Origin of the sequence: Rahnella inusitata, assembly GCF_003263515.1 — a bacterium.
In the GTDB taxonomy this organism is placed as follows: Bacteria; Pseudomonadota; Gammaproteobacteria; order Enterobacterales; family Enterobacteriaceae; genus Rahnella; species Rahnella inusitata.
Map to the genome: position 1 here is coordinate 59,225 of NZ_JYDE01000024.1, position 19,950 is coordinate 79,174.

A 19,950-nucleotide genomic window follows, 5' to 3' on the forward strand; every position below is an offset into this window, starting at 1 on the left:
GATAAAGGTAAATCAGATGGAAAACTCATCACCATTGATCACCCTTTGTTCTCTGGCGCAAAAAGCGCTGGATCAGGCGACCAATCATTTAGGGCAAATCAGGCAGTCGCATACTCAGGCTGAAGAGCAGCTCACCATGCTGCTCAACTATCAGCGCGAGTATCGTGACAAACTCAATAACACCATGACCGGCGGGATTGCGGCGAATACCTGGCAAAACTACCAGCAGTTTATCGGCACGCTGGAAGTGGCCATTGATCAGCACCGCAGACAGTTGCAGCAGTGGGACCAGCGGCTGAATGCTGCCGTAAACCAGTGGCAGGATAAGCAACAGCGGCTGAACGCCTATCAGACCCTGCAAACCCGGGCCAGTGAACAGCAGCGTTCGCATGAGAACAAAATGGATCAAAAGCAGAATGATGAATTTGCCCAACGCAGCGCTTACAGGAAAAAAATGCTATGAATCTGAATATATTGCCTGCGGCCGTTACCACGGCAAAAACCACCGTCTCTGCTGCGTCCGGCAGTGCGGCCTCTTCTTCTGCCACGGCCTCTGATGGCACCTCCGCCGGGGGTACCTCCACGACGGGTGTGACGACAGATTTTGCCACTCAGTTGCAGGCGCAGCTCGGCGAAAAGCTCGACCCTAAACTTGCCAGCCAGCTCTCGCAGCTCGGCCAGAAGATCAGCGCTAAAGGCCAGACGGTGGATAAAGCCACGCTCACTCAGGCGGTGACCACCGGTGAAGAAGATGGCAGCCTGACCCTTGATGACAATGATCTGAGCAAAATGATTGCGGCGATCCAGCTGTTGCCCAACGGCAGCCTGAAAGGCACGGATCCCTCGTCGGTGAAAACCGCTGCGCTGACGGATAAAGATAAAGACAGCAAAGCAGATGACGCGACCAACCTGCCAGTGCAGGCGCTGTTCGCCCAGCTGGCGGCGCAACAGCAACCGGCTCAGCAGGTGCAGACCGCGACCGCAGCGCTCACGCAAACGGCAACGTCCGGTGACGCCACCGATGCCGATAAAAAGAGCGCGTTGCTCGCCGGGCTGACCTCCGCATCGTCCTTACTGACCGATGACGGCAAAACAGCCGTGACTGACAGCGCCGCAGCGACCCCTGCTGCGACGCATACTGCCAGCAAGAGCTCTTCCGCGGCGACCCCGGATTTCAGCAGCGCGCTGGCCTCCATGACGGCCGCGACCGGTAATGCAGCGCTAACGCCGCAAACCGAAAGTCGCACAACCGATGGCATCCAAAATCTGGTGAATAACGCCGCCGTGGCCGTCTCTTCGGCGCCGGTGTCCACCACGCCGACCACCACCAGCGTGGTCACCAGCCCGAGCACGCCATTGCTTAACGCCCAGCTGGGTACGCCGGAATGGCAGCAGCAGCTCGGTCAGCAAGTGATGATGTTCAATCGTCAGGGGTTACAGAGCGCCGAACTGCGTCTGCATCCGCAGGATCTGGGCTCCATTCAGGTCAGCATGAAGATCGAAAACAATCAGGCGCAGCTGCACTTTGTTTCCGGCCACAGCGCAGTGCGTTCTGCCATTGAAGCCGCGATGCCGGATCTGAAAACGGCGCTGGCGGATAACGGCATCAGCCTCGGCCAGAGCAGCGTCGGCAGCGACAGCTCGCAATGGCAACAGGCGCAGCAGCAAAATTCACAATCCGGTTCTCAGCAGGGGAACGCCTCCAGCTGGGCGGCCTTTAATGCGGGCGGTGTGAACTCAGCGGCGGACGCTTTACCGGTTCCAGCCTCCCTCGCGCAACGTATCAGCGGTAACAACAGCGTCGATATCTTTGCGTAATTGTTCGCAAAATTGTTTCAGGTAATTACTGACGGTCAGTGTTCACTTAATTCAAACGGCAGAGCTGACCTTATTTTTCCCGCCTATTCTGACTATTGAACAACAGGATAAGCGGGATAATCATTCTCAGAATTGACTCAGCAGGTTGAGCCTTCCTCAGCTGACCTGCTCATACTTACAGGAAATCGCCTCATCCATGTCTGACTCTGCTCTCTCGGCCTCGCGCAAAAAAAAGCGACCGCTTTTGATGATTCTGCTTTTACTGGTGGCCATTGGTGCTTGTGGTGCGGCGGGTTACGCCTGGTGGATGTTGCACAAACAGCAGTCGGCTCCGGGTTCACAGACTGCCGAAGTGAAGAAAAACGAACCGCCGGTGCCGCCTATTTTCCTGGCACTGGATACCTTCACCGTCAACCTGCAAACGCCGGATAACGATCCTGACCGTGTGCTTTACATCGGCCTGACCCTGCGTCTGCCGGATGAAAAGAACCGCGCGGTTCTTAATGAGTACCTGCCCGAAGTGCGCAGCCGCTTGCTGTTGCTACTTTCTCGTCAGAAAACGTCGGATTTAGTCAGTGAAACCGGCAAGCAACAACTGGTGCAGGAAATCAAACAAGTTCTGGACGTGCCCCTGGTCAAAGGTCAGCCCCCACAGGTGATCAACGACGTGCTTTTCACTGCTTTCATACTGCGATAATCAAATTATGGGCGACAGCATTCTTTCACAGGCCGAGATCGACGCACTGCTCAACGGTGACAGCGGCGACAGCGCGCCTGAAACCACCAACGCCAAAAATCAGGCGGCCGATGACGGCGTAAAACCTTTTGACCCGACGACGCAACGCCGTGTTGTGCGTGAACGTCTGCAGGCGCTGGAAATTATTAACGAGCGTTTTGCCCGTCATTTCCGTATGGGGTTATTTAACCTGTTGCGCCGCAGCCCGGACATCACCGTCGGGCCGATCAAAATTCAGCCTTATCACGATTTTGCCCGCAACCTGCCTGTGCCGACCAACCTCAACCTGATCCACCTTAAGCCTCTGCGCGGCACGGCACTGTTTGTGTTCGCGCCAAGCCTGGTGTTTATCGCGGTGGATAACCTGTTCGGCGGCGATGGTCGTTTTCCGACCAAGGTGGAAGGGCGTGAATTCACCCACACCGAGCAGCGCGTGATTAAACGCATGCTGACGCTGGCGCTTGACGCCTATGAAGATGCCTGGAGCGGCGTCTACAAACTGAGCGTCGAATACGTGCGTGCAGAATTACAGATCAAATTCACCAACATCACCTCTTCCCCGAACGATATCGTGATCACGACGCCGTTCCATGTGGAAATCGGTGCCCTGAGCGGTGATTTCAACATCTGTATTCCGTTCAGCATGATTGAACCTATTCGTGAGTTGCTGACCAATCCACCGGTTGAAAACTCCCGTCATGAAGAAAGCCAGTGGCGCGAAAATCTGGTCACGCAGGTTCAGCAATCCGAGCTGGAACTGGTGGCGAATTTCGTCGAAATCCCGCTGCGTTTGTCCCAGATCCTGAAACTGCAACCGGGCGACGTGCTGCCGATTGAAAAACCGGATCGCCTGATCGCCCACGTCGACGGCGTGCCGGTGCTGACCAGCAAATACGGCACCTTAAACGAACAATACGCTCTGCGCGTTGAACATTTGATCAACCCAATTTTAAATTCTCTAGATGAGGAACAGCCCCATGAGTGACACCAATAAACCGTCTGACGCGGGATCGGAAAACGTTGACGATTTATGGGCTGATGCGTTTAACGAACAACAATCTGCGGGCAGCGCCAAAGCGTCAACCGAGGGTGTTTTCGCCGCGCTGGGCGCCCAGGAAGGAGCCGGTGGTTTGCAGGATATCGACATGATCCTCGACATTCCGGTGAAACTGACCGTGGAATTAGGCCGCACCAAGATGACCATCAAAGAGTTGCTGCGTCTGTCGCAGGGTTCCGTGGTCTCCCTTGACGGCCTGGCCGGTGAGCCGCTGGATATTTTGATCAACGGTTACCTGATTGCTCAGGGTGAAGTCGTGGTCGTGGCCGATAAATACGGCGTGCGCATCACCGATATCATCACGCCGTCAGAACGTATGCGTCGTCTGAGCCGCTGATGAACCAGAACGCCGCGACGGATTCTCCGTACATTTCCGGCCCGGCAAACCATGCCACAACGCAGGCCTCAGCGCCGGTGGTTCCCGCCAGTTCCGTGCTGACTCAGGTCAGTTCGGTGCTCGGCGGCATTCTGCTGCTGATCCTGTTTATCGGTTGGGTGGCTAAACGCACCGGTCTGGCGCCACAGGCAAAAAATAACAAGCTGCTGAAAATCACGTCCAGCTGTCAGGTCGGGCGCAGTGAAAAAGTGGTGATTGTGGAAGTGGACAATACCTGGCTGGTTCTGGGTGTGACCGCCCACAGCATCACGCCGCTGCACACCCTCAGCGCGCCGCCGGTGGACACCCCTGCGGTGAGTGCCGCAGAACTGCCCGCCGATTTTCGTCAGCTGATGCAAAAAATGTTAAAACGTCCGGGAAAGCAGGCATGACCTTTTTGAAATCCCCCTTGATCACCCGCCTGTGTCTGCCGCTGTTATTGTTCATCAGCCCGTCAGCCTTCGCGCAATTACCGGGCATCATCAGCCAGCAAATGGCCAACGGCGCACAGAACTGGTCTTTGCCGATTCAGACGCTGGTGTTCATCACTACGCTGACGCTGCTCCCTGCGATGCTGCTGATGTGTACCAGCTTTACCCGCATTATTATCGTTCTGGGTTTGCTGCGAAATGCGCTGGGTACGCCGTCCGCACCGCCAAATCAGGTGCTGCTCGGCCTGGGACTGTTTCTGACCTTCTTCGTCATGGCACCGGTCTTCGACAAAATCTATACCGACGCCTATCAGCCGTTTACCGAAAACAAAATCAGCATGCAGGATGCGATGGACAAAGGTGCTCAGCCGCTGCGTGAATTCATGCTGCGCCAGACCCGTGAAACCGATCTCGCACTCTACGCCCGTCTCGCCAACCTGCCGCCGCTGGCCGGTCCCGAAGCGGTGCCGATGCGGATCCTGTTACCCGCTTACGTCACCAGCGAACTGAAAACGGCTTTCCAGATCGGCTTCACCGTATTTATCCCGTTCATGATTATCGATTTGGTGGTCGCCAGCGTCCTGATGGCGCTGGGGATGATGATGGTGCCACCCGCGACCATCTCACTGCCCTTCAAACTGATGTTATTCGTGCTGGTTGATGGCTGGCAGCTGCTGCTCGGATCGCTGGCGCAGAGTTTCTACAGTTAGCGGCGCCTCTTCGGATGAGAGCTATTTTGCGCCTCCCCCTGCGAAGGGGGAAGTTGGGAGGGGGTATAGCAGGCGGCATCTGAGTTGCCTTTAATACCCCACCCCAACCCTCCCCTTCGCAGGGGAGGGAGCTGAACAACGTCTTTTATGAGATAAAAGAAATGACTCCTGAATCAGTTATGGCGATAGGCAATGAAGCGATGAAAGTCGCGCTGGCTGTCGCTGCCCCGCTGCTGCTGGCGGCGCTGGTGACCGGTCTTATCGTCAGCCTGCTGCAGGCTGCGACGCAAATCAACGAACAAACCCTCTCCTTCATCCCGAAGATTCTGGCGGTGGTTGCCACTATCGTTATCGCCGGTCCGTGGATGCTCAACCTGCTGCTTGATTATATGCGCACGCTGTTTTCCAGCCTGCCCTACATCATCGGTTAACGCATGGTTTCCTTCGACAGCACCCAGTTAGCCGGTTGGCTGAGTATGTATTTCTGGCCGATGCTGCGCATTCTGGCGCTGATCAGTACTGCGCCTATCACCAGTGAAAAGCAGGTGCCCAAAAAGGTGAAAATTGGCCTCGCGGCGATGATCACCTTTCTGATTGCACCCGCACTGCCGGTGGTCGATACACCGATTTTCTCCACACCCGCGCTGTGGCTGACCATGCAACAAATTATGATAGGCACTGCGCTCGGCCTGACCATGCAGCTGGCGTTCGCCGCAATCCGCATGGCCGGTGAAATCATGGGGCTGCAAATGGGTATTTCCTTTGCGACCTTTTACGACCCCAGCAACCGCCTGAACTCACCGCTGCTCGCCCAGTTTCTCAATCTGCTGGCAGTGCTGCTGTTTTTGAGTTTCAACGGCCATCTGTGGCTGATTTCTCTGCTTGCCGACAGTTTCCATACCCTGCCGATTAGCCCGAATCCGATGAATGCAGAAGGTTTTATGGCGGTCGCCCAGGCGGGCAGCATCGTGTTCAGCGGCGGCCTGATGCTGGCGCTGCCGATTGTCACCCTGCTGCTGACGCTGAACATGGCGCTCGGCATCCTCAACCGCGTCGCGCCGCAGCTTTCTGTTTTCGTGATAGGCTTCCCGCTGACGCTCAGTATCGGCATTCTCTCCATCGGTATGATGATGCCCCTGCTCGCCCCTTTCAGCGAACATCTGTTCAGCGAAGTCTTCGATAAACTGGTCCTGGTGATGAATCAGTTGGCGACCGGGCGTTAATAATCCTCAGGCTAACGTCTTAAATAAAACACGACGTGCTGACTATTATTACTTTTGGCCTTCAATTAGACATTACTTACAGTTTGGTCATGCTTATTCATTCACGTAGCTTACGGGAATAATAAGAAAAGGGGGTCTGGTACGGTTATTTATCGGCTGACTCGCGAATGAGTAATGCCATCACTTCATAATGTGCGGTATGCGGAAACATGTCGAACAACTGAACGCGTTCGATGCGGTAATCCGGCAGCAAGGCCAGATCGGCTGCCATAGTTTTCGCATTGCAGCTGGAATAGAGTACCGTCGCAGGCGCCATCTGGCTCAGGTAATCGCCCAGCGTTTTTCCAATGCCGCGACGTGGCGGATTAACCAGGACCAGGTCCGGCACTTCTCCTTTGCCGGTGGCAAAACCGGTGGAGTCCAGCGCCTGAAATTCAACGTTTCGCAGCCCCAGCCGCGCGGCGGATTCTTTTGCACACGAGATGGCTTCGGCACTGATTTCGATCCCGGTCAGCGTCATGTCGGGTGTCGCGCAGTGCAGACCAAAACCACCGACGCCGCAGAACAGATCCCACATACTGCCGATGTTACCGCACTCACGCACCCAATCGCGCGCCGTGGCGTACAGTTTTTCCGCCACCTGCGCATTGGTCTGGAAGAAGCTTTGCGGGCGAATAAACAGCGGCACATGGTTGAATTCCTCTTCCAGACGCTGAACGTCAGTCAAAGGAATTTCCGTATCCCCTTCGAGGATCGCCATATGCACCGGCTGAAGATTGGCGGAAACAACCTTCAACTGCGGCAGCTGCTGTTGCAGCCACGGCAACGCCGCGCGCAGTTGCGTCAGTTTGGTCTCTGAACGCAGGACAAACCGCAGCATCATGCCGCCGTCCTTCTGGCTTTCGGTCAGCAACAGGAATTTCAATTCGCCGCGTTTACGCGCGACGTTATAGGGCGTCAGACCGGCGCGGGCGATAAAGGTTTTGAGTACGGCAAAGACCGCCGGAAAGCTGGCCGGATACAGCGGGCAATCGCACAAATCCACCGGCGTGCCGTCGCGATGTAACATGCCGAGCAGCGGACGCTCCACGCTGCCACTGACCACCATTTTGGCTTTATTGCGAAATGCGCGCTCTTCGCCCGTTACCGGTTCGCACCACTCCCCTACCGTCATTCCGCTCAGCAAATCGTGCAGGTCTTGCTGTTTATCGGCCAGCTGGCGGGAGTAAGGTTTGTCGAGCCACTGGCAGGAGCGACAGGTTCCGGCGGTGTAGAGAGCGCAATGCATGAAAAGGTTCCGGTGTTCAAAGCAGGAAAAAACTGGCGCGCAGTGTACCACCACGCGGCAGGAAAGGCTCATCAGCAGTACAGGCTATTTATAGCGCGCAAAGAACCGCTGACTGCTGGCGGGCACAAACAACAACAGCAGCACCAGAATATCTGGGATTTTTTGCATCAGCAGCGCATACAGGAATTCGCCCTGTGTTTCGACGTTAAAGCGAAAGATGCGCGGTCCGAACCAGTCGAATGACGCGAGCAGCATGTAGCTGACAACAATCGCCTGACAGCCGATGAACGCCCAGCGTCCCCAGCGGCGTGCGCGCATCATCGCGTATGCCGCCCGGCATTCCACCAGAATGATCAGCATACTGGCGAGCATGATGATGCAGTTCAGCCAGGATTCAGCGCTGACCTCGATAAAACTCATCAGGCCGGAAAAACCCATCGCATCAAACAGTAAGATGAATTCCAGCAGGCGCGTCGCCACAATCGCCGACGCGCCAATCATTACAGGAACGGGGATAAATGCTAATTTCATACTTCCTTGTTATCTCCTTGTTCCTGGTTTTAATGTTAAGTCAATGAGGACACTATCCTCGCGCAGCGCGTTGTATCTCTTTAATCCGTTGTTTCTCAGCCCGTGACATAAACCACCACGCAATCATGCCGATAATGCCCACCACCAGCAGGATCAGCGTCGCCAGTGCGTTGATTTCCGGATTGACGCCCATGCGCACACTGGCAAAGACCAGCATCGGCAAGGTGGTCGCACCCGGTCCGGCGACGAAGCTGGCGATCACCAGATCGTCAAGCGACAGCGTAAACGCCAGCAGCCAGCCGGAAATCAGAGCAGGCAGAATCATCGGCAGCGTGATGATGAAGAACACCTTCAGCGGCGCTGCCCCTAAATCCATCGCCGCCTCTTCGATAGAGCGATCCAGCTCGCGTAATCGCGCCGACACCACCACGGCGACGTAGGCGCTACAAAACGTCACGTGCGCCAGCCAGATGGTAAACATGCCACGCTCCGCAGGCCAGCCAAAGGCGTGCCCCATCGCCACAAACAGCAGTAACAGCGCCAGCCCGGTAATGACATCAGGCATGACCAGCGGCGCGGTGAGCATAAAAGCAAACCCGGTCGAGCCGCGAAAACGTCTGAAACGCACCATCACGACGGCCGCCAGCGTGCCGACAATCACCGCCATTGTCGCCGCGGCGGTGGCAATCGTCAGGCTCATGCCGACCGCGCTTATCATCGCGGAATCATGGAAAAGCTGAGTATACCAGCGGGTAGACCAGCCCGCCCAGACCGTAACGAGCTTGGAGCTGTTGAACGAGTAAATAACCAGCATCAGCATCGGCGCATACAAAAACGTAAAGCCGATGATCAGAATAAGAATTCGCCACGGCGAACGGACAACCGGTAACTTATTCATTCTTTATCTCCCAGCTCTTTGTTTTGGTATTTGTGGAACCACAGAATTGGCATGATGAGCAGCAACAGCATGATCACCGCCACCGCAGAGGCCACCGGCCAGTCGCGGTTATTGAAGAATTCCTGCCACAAAATACGCCCAATCATAATGCTGTCCGGTCCGCCCAGCAGTTCCGGGATCACGTATTCCCCCACCGCCGGAATAAACACCAGCATCGAACCGGCGATAATTCCGCCTTTGGTCAGCGGCATAATCACCTTGAAGAAGGTTTTCAGTGGCCGCGCACCGAGATCCAGCGACGCCTCTACCAGCGAGTAATCCATGCGGGTCAGCGCGGTGTAAATCGGCAGCACCATAAACGGCAAATACGAATACACAATGCCAATATAGACCGCCAGATTGGTATGCAGGATAACCAGCGGCTGATCGATAACGTGCAGCCACAGCAGTACGTTGTTAAGCACGCCGTTGTCTTTCAGAATGCCCATCCATGCATAGACGCGGATCAAAAACGACGTCCACGACGGCAGAATCACCAGCAACAACAGAATATTCCGCGTCGACACTTTACTGTGCGCCACCGCCCACGCAAGCGGATAACCGATTACCAGACACAGCGCCGTTGAGACAGCCGCCACCTGAATCGATTGCAGATAGGCTTCGATGTACAGCGGATCGTCGGTCAGTGAGATGTAATTGCCGATGTTCAGTGCGATATCCAGCATGCCGTCTGAGAAAGTGACCAGATCGGTATACGGCGGAATGGCGCGCGCCATCTCGGCAAAACTGATTTTGAAAACAATCAGGAACGGCAGTAAAAACAGCAGCAGGAACCACACCAGCGGCAGCAGGATAACCAGCTTGCGGCCATGACGTTGTTGCAGACGGCCAATGAAAGCTTTGAATCCACCCGGAGGTTTACTGACCGGTTGTTCAGAAATGACAGACATATTCAGCGCCCCTTAAACAGTCAGCACGACGCAGCTGTCGGCTTCCCAGCACAGGCGCACTTCGTCGCCCCAGGTTGGCATGCCTTTGCGGAAACGATGGCCGTTTTGCAGCTGTGCTGTGATCATCTGACCGCTGTGCAATCTGACGTGGTAGATAGACAGGTCGCCCAGATACGCGATGTTCACCACTTCACCGACCGCAAAGTTGCTGCCGTCTTCCGGCACGTCTTCGCACAGCATGATTTTTTCCGGGCGCAGCGCCACAAATACCGGTACGCCGTCCACCACTGACGCGTCGGCATCGACTTTCAGCGGATGGATTAAGCCCGGCGAGGTCAGGATCAGCGCATCGTCCAGACGCTCTTTCAAAACGCCTTCGAATATGTTCACTGAGCCGATAAACTCTGCGCTGAAGCGGCTGGTCGGATGCTCATAAATTTCTTCCGGTTCGCCAATTTGCACGAACTTACCGCGGTTCATGATGGCGATGCGCCCCGCCATGGTCATGGCTTCTTCCTGATCGTGCGTCACCATCACGCAAGTCGCGCCAACGCGCTCAAGAATATCCACCACTTCCAGCTGCATCCGGTCGCGCAGTTTTTTATCCAGCGCCCCCATAGGTTCATCAAGCAGCAATAATTTCGGACGTTTCGCCAGGCTGCGGGCCAACGCCACGCGCTGACGCTGACCGCCGGAGAGCTGATGTGGCTTACGTTTAGCGAATTCCTGCATGTGCACCAGCGTCAGCATTTCCGCCACGCGACTTTTGATTTCCGCTGAGGGTAATTTGTCCTGCTTGAGCCCGAACGCAATGTTCTGTTCCACCGTCATGTGCGGGAACAGCGCGTAGGACTGGAACATCATGTTGATCGGTCGCTGATACGGCGGTACCTGCGAGAGATCAACGCCATCAAGAACAATCTGCCCTTGCGTCGGCTGCTCGAAACCTGCCAGCATGCGCAGCAGCGTCGATTTACCACAGCCGGACGCGCCGAGCAGTGCGAAAATCTCGCCTTTGTAGATGGTCAGGCTGACGTCATCCACGGCGGCCTGGCCGTCAAAAGACTTGGTTAAATTACGGATCTCCAGCAAAGGCGTAAAACCTTTCTGGGACTTAGGCTGCGGGCGGGGAATAGCGTCGTTCACTCAGAGAAATCTCCGGTATCAAAATAAAGCAGGTTCAAATAAGCATAACAGTCAGGGGGAAAAGTGCCTGATCCGTATGCCCAAACGTCATCCCGGACAAAACGTCAGCGGCCCCGCCGTGATTCTGCGGAGCCGCTGAGAAGTCTTCCTGACCTTTTTTAAACGGTACTATTTACCTGTCTTAACTTTGGTCCATGATCTTGTGATGACACGGTCAATCTTCGGATCCTGAACTTTCAGGCTGAACAGTTTGGCCTGCACATCCGCTGGCGGATAAATGCCCGGATTGTTACGCACCTCTTCATTGACCAGTGGCGTAGCGGCTTTGTTGCCGCTGGCGTAGTAAACGGTGTTACTGACCTGCGCGATGACTTTCGGCTCCATCAGGTAGTTGAGGAACTGATAGGCTTCGTCGAGGTTTTTGGCATCTTTCGGGATAGCAAACACGTCGAAGAACGCCAGCGCGCCTTCTTTCGGAATGCTGTAAGCCACATTCACGCCGTTTTTGGCTTCTTTCGCGCGGTTAGACGCCTGCATGACATCGCCAGCCCAGCCGATCGCCACACAAATATCGCCGTTCGCCAGATCATTAATGTACTGGGAAGAGTGGAAATAACGGATGTTCGGACGCAGTTTCAGCAACAGATCGTTCGCCGCCCCGGTGTAATCAGAGGCTTTGGTGCTGTTCGGATCAAGATGAAGATAGTTGAGTACGGTCGCGTAGATTTCCGCCGGTGCGTCTAAGAACGACACGCCGCAGCTTTTCAGCTTCTCTAAGTTTTCAGGCTTGAGAACCAGATCCCAGCTATCGACCGGCGCATCTTTACCGAGCACCGCTTTCACTTTATCGACGTTGTAGCCGATACCGGTGGTCGCCCACAGATAAGGAATGGCGTATTTGTTGCCCGGATCGTGTTGCGCGACCATTTTCAGCAGGTCGGGATCGAGGTTTTTGTAGTTAGGCAGTTTGCTTTTATCCAGCGGCTGGAACACACCCGCCGAGAGCTGGCGCTCAAGGAAACTGGCCGAGGGCACCACAAGATCAAAGCCAGTGCTGCCGGCCATGAGTTTGCCTTCCAGCACTTCGTTGGAATCAAACACGTCGTAAACCACTTTGATGCCGGTTTCCTTCTGGAAATCAGGCACGGTGTTTGGCGCGATATAATCGGACCAGTTATAGATATGCAGCGTTTTCTCTTCCGCAGACGCTGTGACGGACGCGGCCATAACCAGACCGGCGACAACACCCGATAACCACTTTTTACGCAGGGTGAACATCCGTTACTACCTCCAAGACAGGGGAATATATCAATGAATTTGTATCACTGGGATGGATACAAAACCCTTCACTACCAGGCCAACCGAATCCTATAAAATATGCATAGGCATTCAATGTTGACGAATACGCTGCCTGCGAATTAACCGTTTGGTTTTACGACGTAATCACGCGTGATGCAGAGTCAGAAGCATAGCGCCTGCAACCCCCGTGTACCAGCCTCCTGAGACAAAACCGGCGTTTATCGATTATTTATGCAAATTTGCTGTAGTCCGTCTGGCATTTTGGCCATTAACAAAGTGAAATATAGTGCAACATTGGGTAAACGGCAGCATAACTTATCGTGAAAGCGAATAAAGGCAGCGGAGCCGTGGTTGATACGGCTCGCAGGGAAGGATCTTCAGAGGAGAGAGAAAGAGTAAAACGAATCAGTGAAGAAAAGGCAGATTGACCGATGCCGCAGGTGCGCCGTCTTCTTCGTCATCACCGATAAACAGCAAGTCATTAGCATGGGCTTCGAGAATGATCATCGACATCTGTTCTTCTGCCTGTTGCAGGAAGAAAGAGAACTGCTCATGCGTAACGCCCACCGCGATGGTCAGCGACTGGCAAACAATCAGCTTCGGCAGATTGTCATCCTGAATATCCACGAAGGCTTTAATGGTCAGGGAGCTGGCATTGATCGAGCTTAAATCGGCTACCAGCGGGATAAGCGCCGTCGGTTTCACTTCGGCCAGCGCCGAGAATAAAATTACGTTGTCCACAATGTCGAGCTTGGCATCAAAAATGCCATCGAAATTCTGCATATGCGGCAGATGGAGAGCCTGACAGGAATCACACTCGAAAAAAGAAATGCCCAGCTGATCAAGCCAGCGCCGTAGCAGCGCCAAATCAGGGACGATGAGCGAATCCATAGAATGCCTCACGAGTTCAACAACGAAAATAACCCCTACTCGCTACGCACACGGCGTTACGAAGGGGCGATAGCTTACGGAATTATACCGGCCAGCGCTACGATCAATACCGGGTTCGTCAACATTAGGCCGATCAATTGAGATTTAGCCGCCGGATTTTAAGCGAAAACCCGGTTTCGCACGTTGCTCGATGTAGTCGATCATCATCCCGGCGATGTCCAGCCCGGTGGTGGTTTCGATGCCTTCCAGCCCCGGCGAGGCGTTGACCTCCATCACCAGTGGCCCGCGATGCGCCCGCAGAATATCCACCCCGGCAATGTCCAGCCCGAGCGTCTGCGCAGCTTTGACGGCAATCTCTTTTTCCTCCGGCGTGATGTTTACCTTCGCCGCCGTTCCGCCGCGATGAAGATTGGAACGGAAGTCCCCCGGTTTAGCCTGCCGCTCGATCGCCGCGACCACGCGTTTGCCAATCACCAGACAGCGGATGTCCCGCCCCTGAGCCTCGCGGATATATTCCTGCACCAGAATGTGCGCATTCAGCCCGCGAAACGCATCAATTACGCTTTCCGCCGCCTGACGGGTTTCCGCCAGCACCACGCCAATGCCCTGCGTGCCTTCCACAAGTTTCACCACCAGCGGTGCGCCACCGACCAGCGCAATGAGATCTGACGTATCGTCGGGCGCATTGGCAAATCCGGTGATCGGTAAATCAATCCCCTCCCGCGCCAGAATCTGCATCGAGCGTAATTTGTCGCGCGCACGGGTGATCGCCACCGATTCGTTGAGCGGAAAGCTGCCCAGCATTTCAAACTGACGCAGCACTGCGGTGCCGTAAAAGGTGATAGCCGACCCGATGCGCGGGATCACCGCATGATAAATATCCAGCTGACGCCCGCGATAATGCACGCTCGGCGCGGCCGGATTGATGTTCATATAGCATGACAACGGATCGATAATGTCGATCTCATGCCCCCGGCTCTGTGCCGCTTCCTTCAGGCGCTTGCACGAATACAAAGACCCGTCACGGGAAAGAATTGCAATCTTCATCCGACACTCCGTCGCCGATTAGCGCGTTGCCCAGCCTTGTTTATGCAATGCGTCCAGCATAAACGGACGCTGTTCCTTTTTAAGCGTACGAACGATCAAATCACTCCAGGTATCGCGGCGGGCGTTGCTGTCGCGCTGAAGATAATATTCGCTCAGTTCTTCGTCATACTGCGCCAGCACGGCTTTATCCACCGGCTGATAACTGTTTTCATGCACCAGTAAAGACTGCGGCATGCGTGGCTTCACCTGATGATCCTGCGCAGGCGTGCCGATGCAGAAACCAAACAACGGCATGACAAATTTTGGCAATTTCAGCAGCGCCACAACGTCTTCGACCTGGTTGCGGATCCCGCCGATAAATACGCCACCGAGCCCCAGAGATTCCGCCGCTGTCATGGCGTTCTGCGCCATCAGTGCAGTATCAACGCAGCCCAGCAACAGTTGTTCTGCAAGACCCAGTTCCGCTTCAGGATTAATCTGCTGATTACGGTTGAAATCGGCGCAGAAAACCCAAAATTCAGCGGCGCTGGCCACGTATTTTTGACCGCCGGTGTAGCCGACCAGTTTTTCGCGCAGTGCAGGACTGGTGATGCGGATAATTGAAGAGCATTGCAAAAAGCTGGACGTCGATGCGCCCTGAGCGGCGGCAATAATCGCCTCGCGCTGTTCGTCAGACACAGGCTTATCGGTAAAAGCACGAATGGAGCGGTGTGAACGCAGGAGATCGATAGTCGGTGTCATGAAGAGTCCTTGGACTAAAAGTGTAAACATCAGCGCTCAATGATTGATGCACTGAGCACAGTTTGCAAGGTTTCGGGATCTAAATGCTGTAACAATGTGCAGTCCCTAAAAATACCAGCAGGTTCATTTGGATAGGTCAAAGGTATCGGACTGACAGGTAATTCCTGCTTTTTTTTATGGTTTGCAACAGGCATAGTAGCGACATCAAAAAGGTGATGCAGTTAACAAAACGAATCATTTCCTTTTCATTCATTTTTTAAAACAAACAAAGGAGTCTCCATGTTTGCAGTAATTTTCGGGCGCCCTGGCTGTCCTTATTGTGTACGTGCAAAAGAGTTGGCTGAAAAACTGACTGAAGAACGTGATGATTTCAACTTCCGCTACATCGACATCCATGCAGAAGGCATCACCAAAGCCGACCTGGAAAAAACTGTCGGTAAACCGGTTGAAACGGTTCCACAAATTTTCCTCGATCAGCAACACATTGGCGGCTTCACTGATTTCGAAGCTTACGCGAAAGAACATCTGGCACTGTTCAGCAACTAATTGTTCTGCAATTAATCGTTCTGTAACGCTTGTCAGTCACTGAGCCGGTAATTCACTGGTTTAGTCAAAAAAAAGAAGATACACACAGCAAAAAGGCGCTCACTGAGCGCCTTTTCTTTTAGCCAGAATCCAGTATTTATCTCGGTTGCCTGAACTGCTGGTACACCGTAATCAGCAGCTGGACCAGCATCGCGCCGAGCACACACCAGAATATCGCGCTGGTGGCGTAGGCGATTTCCTGCACCAGCGGACGTAAGCGAGGGAAAAACACCCAGCGAAGTAAAAAGCAAACGGGTATCGACGTCAGCCCGCCGATAAAAGAAGAAAATATCGGCGACTCCCTGGCAATCAGTGCCGTCACAATGCCGGGCAACAGGAAGAGCAGCAGACCGTATTCAGGTCCGGGCGCGGTGGTTCTGACAACGATCCAACTATTTTTTAATGAAATAAAAATCACGATAAAAAATATACAGCAAAGTACAGGGGCTCTGACCGTGCGCCAAAGTGCCATTTTACTTCCTCCCTAAAGTTGGCGAGTTTTCACAGGCTGTGTTCAATGCCTCTGATGCGTTCTGTTACCTGAATGAGCCTTCTGACTCCTTTCCCTGACGTGCCACGCAATCCCGCGTAACACAAATTAAGTGTTTACATCATTTTATCCGGGCTTTTCTCTGGCTGTAGAGACGTTCTGTGACTAAAATGACGCCCGAAACCTGCTTTTCCCCGTCGTCTGCACTGCGCAACCACGGTAAGAACGGGTTAGGATTTTTCTCTTTCTGAATTTATCCTTTACATTCTCCCATATCAAGAATTTGTTGGTAAACAATAAGTTATCCTTGTGAATATAAACGTCGCTAGTTTGTTAAACGGGAATTACATCCTGTTATTATTTGTAGTTTTGGCGCTCGGTCTGTGCCTTGGAAAAGTGCGTCTGGGCTCTGTCCAGCTCGGAAATTCTATCGGCGTATTAGTGGTTTCCCTGCTTTTAGGCCAGCAACATTTCAGTATTAACACCGAAGCGCTAAATCTCGGCTTTATGCTGTTTATTTTCTGCGTCGGCGTTGAAGCCGGACCCAACTTTTTTTCGATTTTCTTCCGCGACGGCAAAAACTACTTCATGCTGGCGCTGGTGATGGTCGGCACCGCCATGTTGCTGGCACTCGGACTTGGGCGGTTCTTCGGCTGGGACATCGGCCTCACCGCCGGTATGCTCGCCGGTTCCATGACCTCCACGCCGGTGCTGGTGGGCGCGGGAGATACGCTGCGTAACACCATGGGCGGCAACAAACTCCTCGGTCCTGAGCTCGATAACCTGAGCCTCGGCTACGCCCTGACCTATCTCATCGGGCTGGTCAGCCTGATCTTTGGCGCGCGCTACCTGCCAAAACTGCAACACCAGGATTTACCAACCAGTGCCCAGCAAATCGCCCGCGAACGCGGTCTGGATACCGACAGCAAACGCAAAGTCTATCTGCCGGTTATCCGCGCCTACCGCGTTGGCCAGGAGCTGGTGGCATGGGCTGACGGCAAAAACCTTCGCGAACTGGGGATCTACCGCCAGACCGGATGCTATATCGAACGTATCCGCCGTAACGGGATTTTAGCGACGCCGGACGGTGACGCGGTGTTACAGGTAGGCGATGAGATTTCGCTGGTCGGCTATCCGGATGCACATTCGCGTCTTGATCCTAGTTTCCGCAACGGCAAAGAAGTCTTTGACCGCGACCTGCTCGATATGCGCATCGTGACCGAAGAAGTGGTGGTGAAAAACAATCATGCGGTCGGTAAACGTCTGAGCCAGCTAAACCTCACCGATCAGGGTTGCTTCCTTAACCGCGTTATCCGCAGTCAGATAGAAATGCCGATCGACGACAGCATTGTGCTCAATAAAGGCGATGTATTGCAGGTCAGCGGTGATGCACGTCGTGTAAAAAGTGTGGCAGACCGCATCGGGTTTATCTCCGTACACAGTCAGGTCACCGACCTGCTGGCCTTCTGTGCCTTCTTTATCGTCGGCCTGATGATTGGCCTCATCACCTTCCAGTTTAAAAACTTCAGCTTCGGCATTGGTAATGCCGCCGGTCTGCTGTTCGCCGGTATCATGCTCGGCTTCCTGCGTGCCAACCACCCTACTTTCGGTTATATCCCGCAAGGTGCGCTAAACATGGTGAAAGAGTTTGGCCTGATGGTCTTTATGGCGGGTGTCGGCCTGAGTGCCGGTGCGGGGATCAATAACGGACTGGGCGCCATCGGCGGACAGATGCTGATCTCGGGGCTTATCGTCAGCCTGGTGCCGGTTATCATCTGCTTCATCTTTGGAGCTTACGTCCTGCGGATGAACCGGGCCTTGCTGTTTGGCGCGATCATGGGAGCGCGAACCTGTGCGCCCGCGATGGAGATCATAAGTGATACCGCGCGAAGCAACATTCCGGCACTCGGTTACGCCGGAACCTACGCTATCGCTAACGTATTACTGACGCTGGCCGGGACATTGATCGTGATCATCTGGCCGGGAGCATGACGTAACTCATTGAAGTGTAATGTGGGAAAATAAAATCAATAATTTTTTTATATTTTTGCCACATGAAACGAACTTTTACAGAGGGCAGCAGTCTTAATTAATGCCACTGCTTTTCTTTGAAGTCCCCAAATTTGGAGAGCCCGTGAATCCCGCCTTTTTAGGTTCAAGATTCCCGGGTTTTTTCTTTTCTGGATTTAAAATCATTTAAAATCAATATGCTAACCAACCATCTTGCGCTCATTGGCGACAAAGTGGCGACAGTGATATTTTTAACTTTCTTTCCTTACATTTATTAAGGTAGTTTTGTAAGACTTGCGACGCTTAGATAAGGATTTTGTAATGAGCACCTCCCCAGTACAAACCATTGACGCCCAAAAATTATACGAAAATGCGTTAATATCTATACAACTCGGCATTGAAGATTTTGAAGAGTCAGAACGTGCAAGTGGAAATAAAGCGCGAACACTATCATCTGTGAGAAATCTATTTGCCGGAATGCTACTTTTGTTCAAATACAAAATTGCAGCATCTGTAAATGATCCAGCGGATGCTTACGCGATAATCTTTAATCATCCAACTATCGTTCCTGAGTCTGATGGGAATGGCGGTATTAAATGGGTTCCGGATGGAAAATTTAAGAAAACAACTATCGATATTCTAGGTATTGAACAGCGTTTTAAAGGGTTTGGTATAAACGTTGATTGGTCTGTCATCAAACAATTGCAAGACTGCAGAAATCATCTTGAGCATTTACATCCTAAGCATACATATGGTGAGGTTAGTGGGTTTGTTGCTGAACTTTTCCCAGTTCTCAGTGATTTTATCAGTAATGAGCTTGGGCTAGTTCCGTCAGACGTTTTAGGTAGTGCTTGGGACACAATGCTTGCCCACAAGGACTTCTATAATGCCAAACTGGATGAGTGCGCAGATAGTTGGGAATTAGCATCAGTGCCATCAGGAGCAGAATTCTACCTTAGTGATTGTCGTTGTAAAATGTGCAGTTCTGAGCTGTTGATGGCTGCTCAAGAGGACTTAGATTTAAATATTTCGGTAGAACACAATGAAGACCAATTTAGATACCGCTGTGTAAACTGCGGTTATGCAGACCTAATTGCTCCTGAGTTATTGCACGCTATCTATGTTACAAACTATCAAGATTCACGTGATGGCAGTGAACCAACTCTCGAACATTGCTATCAATGCAATCATGATACCTTCCTGATTCTTGAACAGAAGTGTGCGTGGTGTGATGCCGAACTCGAATATAATGCATGTGAAATGTGCGGACAGGCTTTAACCCAAGAAGAACAAATCAATGGTGGCTTGTGTAGTGCTGATGAGTATTCACGGGAAAAATTCATGCGCGAAGATTGAGAAAATTTTTCAGTTTTAGGAAAACTATGGTTTCGTTCTAAGTTCATTTTCTTGTTTGTCTCCACATAGGGGTCACAGTCTGGGCCCTTAACTTATTGTTAGTAAATGGCATTTGATGTAATCTTCTATTCGCTTAAGTCCAATTCATAACGAGAGGAAATACATATGACGCAGCAAGCTATTGATTATTCAGTATATCGTGAGATTAAAACTTTTGTTGGCATCCGTAATGACTCCGAAATAAATAAGCTTCTTGAGACCAACCGTTGGAATATAATTGCTATTAGCAATGGTGTTGATGAGATGAACTATCCTATTACCAGTACTGTTTTGGGTAAAACGGCTTGCTGACCAATAGTCATTTCAT

Annotated in this window: 23 protein-coding genes; 13 read left to right on the forward strand and 10 right to left on the reverse strand. The window is 52.9% G+C overall.

All coding sequences use genetic code 11. The annotated features are described in order from the left end of the window. The first annotated feature begins 16 nt into the window (after positions 1 to 16). From fliJ to fliR, 9 genes are all read left to right on the forward strand, one after another. Positions 17 to 463, forward strand: coding sequence for a flagellar export protein FliJ (fliJ, locus tag TU92_RS15390; RefSeq protein WP_112168096.1), 447 nt, complete (start codon positions 17 to 19; stop codon positions 461 to 463). Then, positions 460 to 1,818: a flagellar hook-length control protein FliK gene (locus tag TU92_RS15395; protein ID WP_112168097.1), complete on the forward strand. Its 1,359-nt coding sequence runs from the start codon at positions 460 to 462 to the stop codon at positions 1,816 to 1,818. The genes fliJ and TU92_RS15395 overlap by 4 nt, the downstream gene beginning before the upstream one ends. A 196-nt stretch (positions 1,819 to 2,014) precedes the next feature. Continuing rightward, on the forward strand, positions 2,015 to 2,515 hold the full coding sequence (gene fliL, locus TU92_RS15400; protein ID WP_112168098.1) for a flagellar basal body-associated protein FliL: 501 nt from the start codon (positions 2,015 to 2,017) through the stop codon (positions 2,513 to 2,515). A 7-nt stretch (positions 2,516 to 2,522) separates the two neighbouring features. Continuing rightward, positions 2,523 to 3,539: a flagellar motor switch protein FliM gene (fliM, locus tag TU92_RS15405; protein ID WP_112168099.1), complete on the forward strand. Its 1,017-nt coding sequence runs from the start codon at positions 2,523 to 2,525 to the stop codon at positions 3,537 to 3,539. Then, positions 3,532 to 3,948 carry a flagellar motor switch protein FliN gene (fliN, locus tag TU92_RS15410; RefSeq protein ID WP_112168100.1) on the forward strand — a complete coding sequence of 139 codons (417 nt, stop codon included), beginning with the start codon at positions 3,532 to 3,534 and terminating at the stop codon, positions 3,946 to 3,948. Before fliM ends, fliN begins: the two co-directional genes overlap by 8 nt. Beyond that, on the forward strand, positions 3,948 to 4,379 hold the full coding sequence (gene fliO / locus TU92_RS15415; RefSeq protein WP_112168101.1) for a flagellar biosynthetic protein FliO: 432 nt from the start codon (positions 3,948 to 3,950) through the stop codon (positions 4,377 to 4,379). Before fliN ends, fliO begins: the two co-directional genes overlap by 1 nt. Beyond that, entirely contained in the window at positions 4,376 to 5,128 is a 753-nt protein-coding gene (gene fliP / locus TU92_RS15420) for a flagellar type III secretion system pore protein FliP (RefSeq protein ID WP_112168102.1), read from the forward strand. Before fliO ends, fliP begins: the two co-directional genes overlap by 4 nt. Before the next feature lie 161 nt (positions 5,129 to 5,289). Further along, positions 5,290 to 5,559, forward strand: coding sequence for a flagellar biosynthesis protein FliQ (gene fliQ / locus TU92_RS15425; RefSeq protein ID WP_056769862.1), 270 nt, complete (start codon positions 5,290 to 5,292; stop codon positions 5,557 to 5,559). Positions 5,560 to 5,562: 3 nt separating this feature from the next. Continuing rightward, positions 5,563 to 6,351, forward strand: coding sequence for a flagellar biosynthetic protein FliR (fliR, locus tag TU92_RS15430; protein WP_112168103.1), 789 nt, complete (start codon positions 5,563 to 5,565; stop codon positions 6,349 to 6,351). 145 nt (positions 6,352 to 6,496) lie between these two features. Here fliR and rlmC read toward each other — a convergent pair whose 3' ends face one another. From rlmC to nfsA, 9 genes are all read right to left on the reverse strand, one after another. Further along, positions 6,497 to 7,639, reverse strand: a complete 1,143-nt coding sequence (gene rlmC / locus TU92_RS15435) for a 23S rRNA (uracil(747)-C(5))-methyltransferase RlmC (protein WP_112168104.1) — start codon at positions 7,637 to 7,639, stop codon at positions 6,497 to 6,499. Positions 7,640 to 7,723: 84 nt separating this feature from the next. Beyond that, a complete protein-coding gene (locus TU92_RS15440; RefSeq protein ID WP_112168105.1) occupies positions 7,724 to 8,170 on the reverse strand; it encodes a YbjO family protein in 447 nt (148 codons plus the stop codon). 52 nt (positions 8,171 to 8,222) lie between these two features. Beyond that, positions 8,223 to 9,068, reverse strand: coding sequence for a putrescine ABC transporter permease PotI (gene potI, locus TU92_RS15445; RefSeq protein ID WP_112168106.1), 846 nt, complete (start codon positions 9,066 to 9,068; stop codon positions 8,223 to 8,225). Next, on the reverse strand, positions 9,065 to 10,018 hold the full coding sequence (gene potH / locus TU92_RS15450) for a putrescine ABC transporter permease PotH (RefSeq protein WP_112168107.1): 954 nt from the start codon (positions 10,016 to 10,018) through the stop codon (positions 9,065 to 9,067). Before potH ends, potI begins: the two co-directional genes overlap by 4 nt. Positions 10,019 to 10,030: 12 nt before the next feature. Beyond that, entirely contained in the window at positions 10,031 to 11,164 is a 1,134-nt protein-coding gene (gene potG / locus TU92_RS15455) for a putrescine ABC transporter ATP-binding subunit PotG (RefSeq protein WP_112168108.1), read from the reverse strand. A 168-nt stretch (positions 11,165 to 11,332) separates the two neighbouring features. Beyond that, positions 11,333 to 12,442: a spermidine/putrescine ABC transporter substrate-binding protein PotF gene (gene potF / locus TU92_RS15460; protein ID WP_112168109.1), complete on the reverse strand. Its 1,110-nt coding sequence runs from the start codon at positions 12,440 to 12,442 to the stop codon at positions 11,333 to 11,335. A gap of 426 nt (positions 12,443 to 12,868) precedes the next feature. Next, positions 12,869 to 13,354, reverse strand: a complete 486-nt coding sequence (locus tag TU92_RS15465) for a YbjN domain-containing protein (RefSeq protein ID WP_112168110.1) — start codon at positions 13,352 to 13,354, stop codon at positions 12,869 to 12,871. A gap of 144 nt (positions 13,355 to 13,498) precedes the next feature. Next, entirely contained in the window at positions 13,499 to 14,401 is a 903-nt protein-coding gene (gene rimK / locus TU92_RS15470) for a 30S ribosomal protein S6--L-glutamate ligase (protein WP_112168111.1), read from the reverse strand. Positions 14,402 to 14,419: 18 nt separating this feature from the next. After that, positions 14,420 to 15,142: an oxygen-insensitive NADPH nitroreductase gene (gene nfsA, locus TU92_RS15475; RefSeq protein ID WP_112168112.1), complete on the reverse strand. Its 723-nt coding sequence runs from the start codon at positions 15,140 to 15,142 to the stop codon at positions 14,420 to 14,422. Between the two features lie 279 nt (positions 15,143 to 15,421). Between nfsA and TU92_RS15480 the strand changes: the two genes are divergently transcribed. Next, the gene (locus tag TU92_RS15480; protein WP_056769821.1) at positions 15,422 to 15,688 is read left to right on the forward strand and encodes a GrxA family glutaredoxin; all 267 of its coding nucleotides are present in this window, start codon (positions 15,422 to 15,424) and stop codon (positions 15,686 to 15,688) included. Between the two features lie 136 nt (positions 15,689 to 15,824). Here TU92_RS15480 and ybjM read toward each other — a convergent pair whose 3' ends face one another. Beyond that, positions 15,825 to 16,199, reverse strand: coding sequence for an inner membrane protein YbjM (ybjM, locus tag TU92_RS15485; RefSeq protein WP_112168113.1), 375 nt, complete (start codon positions 16,197 to 16,199; stop codon positions 15,825 to 15,827). 327 nt (positions 16,200 to 16,526) lie between these two features. Here ybjM and TU92_RS15490 point away from each other — a divergent pair, with 327 nt between their 5' ends. From TU92_RS15490 to TU92_RS15500, 3 genes are all read left to right on the forward strand, one after another. Beyond that, a complete protein-coding gene (locus TU92_RS15490) occupies positions 16,527 to 18,209 on the forward strand; it encodes an aspartate:alanine antiporter (RefSeq protein WP_112168114.1) in 1,683 nt (560 codons plus the stop codon). A 339-nt stretch (positions 18,210 to 18,548) separates the two neighbouring features. Continuing rightward, on the forward strand, positions 18,549 to 19,583 hold the full coding sequence (locus TU92_RS15495; protein WP_112168115.1) for a hypothetical protein: 1,035 nt from the start codon (positions 18,549 to 18,551) through the stop codon (positions 19,581 to 19,583). 165 nt (positions 19,584 to 19,748) lie between these two features. Further along, complete coding sequence (locus TU92_RS15500) at positions 19,749 to 19,934, forward strand: hypothetical protein (RefSeq protein WP_112168116.1); 186 nt, start codon at positions 19,749 to 19,751, stop codon at positions 19,932 to 19,934. Positions 19,935 to 19,950 lie beyond the last annotated feature (16 nt).

Coding starts and splice junctions, on each gene's coding strand:
- fliP (WP_112168102.1), top strand. CDS start 4,376: ATGACCTTTTTGAAATCCCCCTTGATCACCCGCCTGTGTCTGCCGCTG.
- ybjM (WP_112168113.1), bottom strand. CDS start 16,199: ATGGCACTTTGGCGCACGGTCAGAGCCCCTGTACTTTGCTGTATATTT.
- fliN (WP_112168100.1), top strand. CDS start 3,532: ATGAGTGACACCAATAAACCGTCTGACGCGGGATCGGAAAACGTTGAC.
- fliO (WP_112168101.1), top strand. CDS start 3,948: ATGAACCAGAACGCCGCGACGGATTCTCCGTACATTTCCGGCCCGGCA.
- TU92_RS15465 (WP_112168110.1), bottom strand. CDS start 13,354: ATGGATTCGCTCATCGTCCCTGATTTGGCGCTGCTACGGCGCTGGCTT.
- potF (WP_112168109.1), bottom strand. CDS start 12,442: ATGTTCACCCTGCGTAAAAAGTGGTTATCGGGTGTTGTCGCCGGTCTG.
- potI (WP_112168106.1), bottom strand. CDS start 9,068: ATGAATAAGTTACCGGTTGTCCGTTCGCCGTGGCGAATTCTTATTCTG.
- nfsA (WP_112168112.1), bottom strand. CDS start 15,142: ATGACACCGACTATCGATCTCCTGCGTTCACACCGCTCCATTCGTGCT.
- fliJ (WP_112168096.1), top strand. CDS start 17: ATGGAAAACTCATCACCATTGATCACCCTTTGTTCTCTGGCGCAAAAA.
- fliM (WP_112168099.1), top strand. CDS start 2,523: ATGGGCGACAGCATTCTTTCACAGGCCGAGATCGACGCACTGCTCAAC.
- TU92_RS15495 (WP_112168115.1), top strand. CDS start 18,549: ATGAGCACCTCCCCAGTACAAACCATTGACGCCCAAAAATTATACGAA.
- rlmC (WP_112168104.1), bottom strand. CDS start 7,639: ATGCATTGCGCTCTCTACACCGCCGGAACCTGTCGCTCCTGCCAGTGG.
- fliL (WP_112168098.1), top strand. CDS start 2,015: ATGTCTGACTCTGCTCTCTCGGCCTCGCGCAAAAAAAAGCGACCGCTT.
- potH (WP_112168107.1), bottom strand. CDS start 10,018: ATGTCTGTCATTTCTGAACAACCGGTCAGTAAACCTCCGGGTGGATTC.
- TU92_RS15440 (WP_112168105.1), bottom strand. CDS start 8,170: ATGAAATTAGCATTTATCCCCGTTCCTGTAATGATTGGCGCGTCGGCG.
- TU92_RS15395 (WP_112168097.1), top strand. CDS start 460: ATGAATCTGAATATATTGCCTGCGGCCGTTACCACGGCAAAAACCACC.
- fliQ (WP_056769862.1), top strand. CDS start 5,290: ATGACTCCTGAATCAGTTATGGCGATAGGCAATGAAGCGATGAAAGTC.
- TU92_RS15480 (WP_056769821.1), top strand. CDS start 15,422: ATGTTTGCAGTAATTTTCGGGCGCCCTGGCTGTCCTTATTGTGTACGT.
- fliR (WP_112168103.1), top strand. CDS start 5,563: ATGGTTTCCTTCGACAGCACCCAGTTAGCCGGTTGGCTGAGTATGTAT.
- rimK (WP_112168111.1), bottom strand. CDS start 14,401: ATGAAGATTGCAATTCTTTCCCGTGACGGGTCTTTGTATTCGTGCAAG.
- TU92_RS15500 (WP_112168116.1), top strand. CDS start 19,749: ATGACGCAGCAAGCTATTGATTATTCAGTATATCGTGAGATTAAAACT.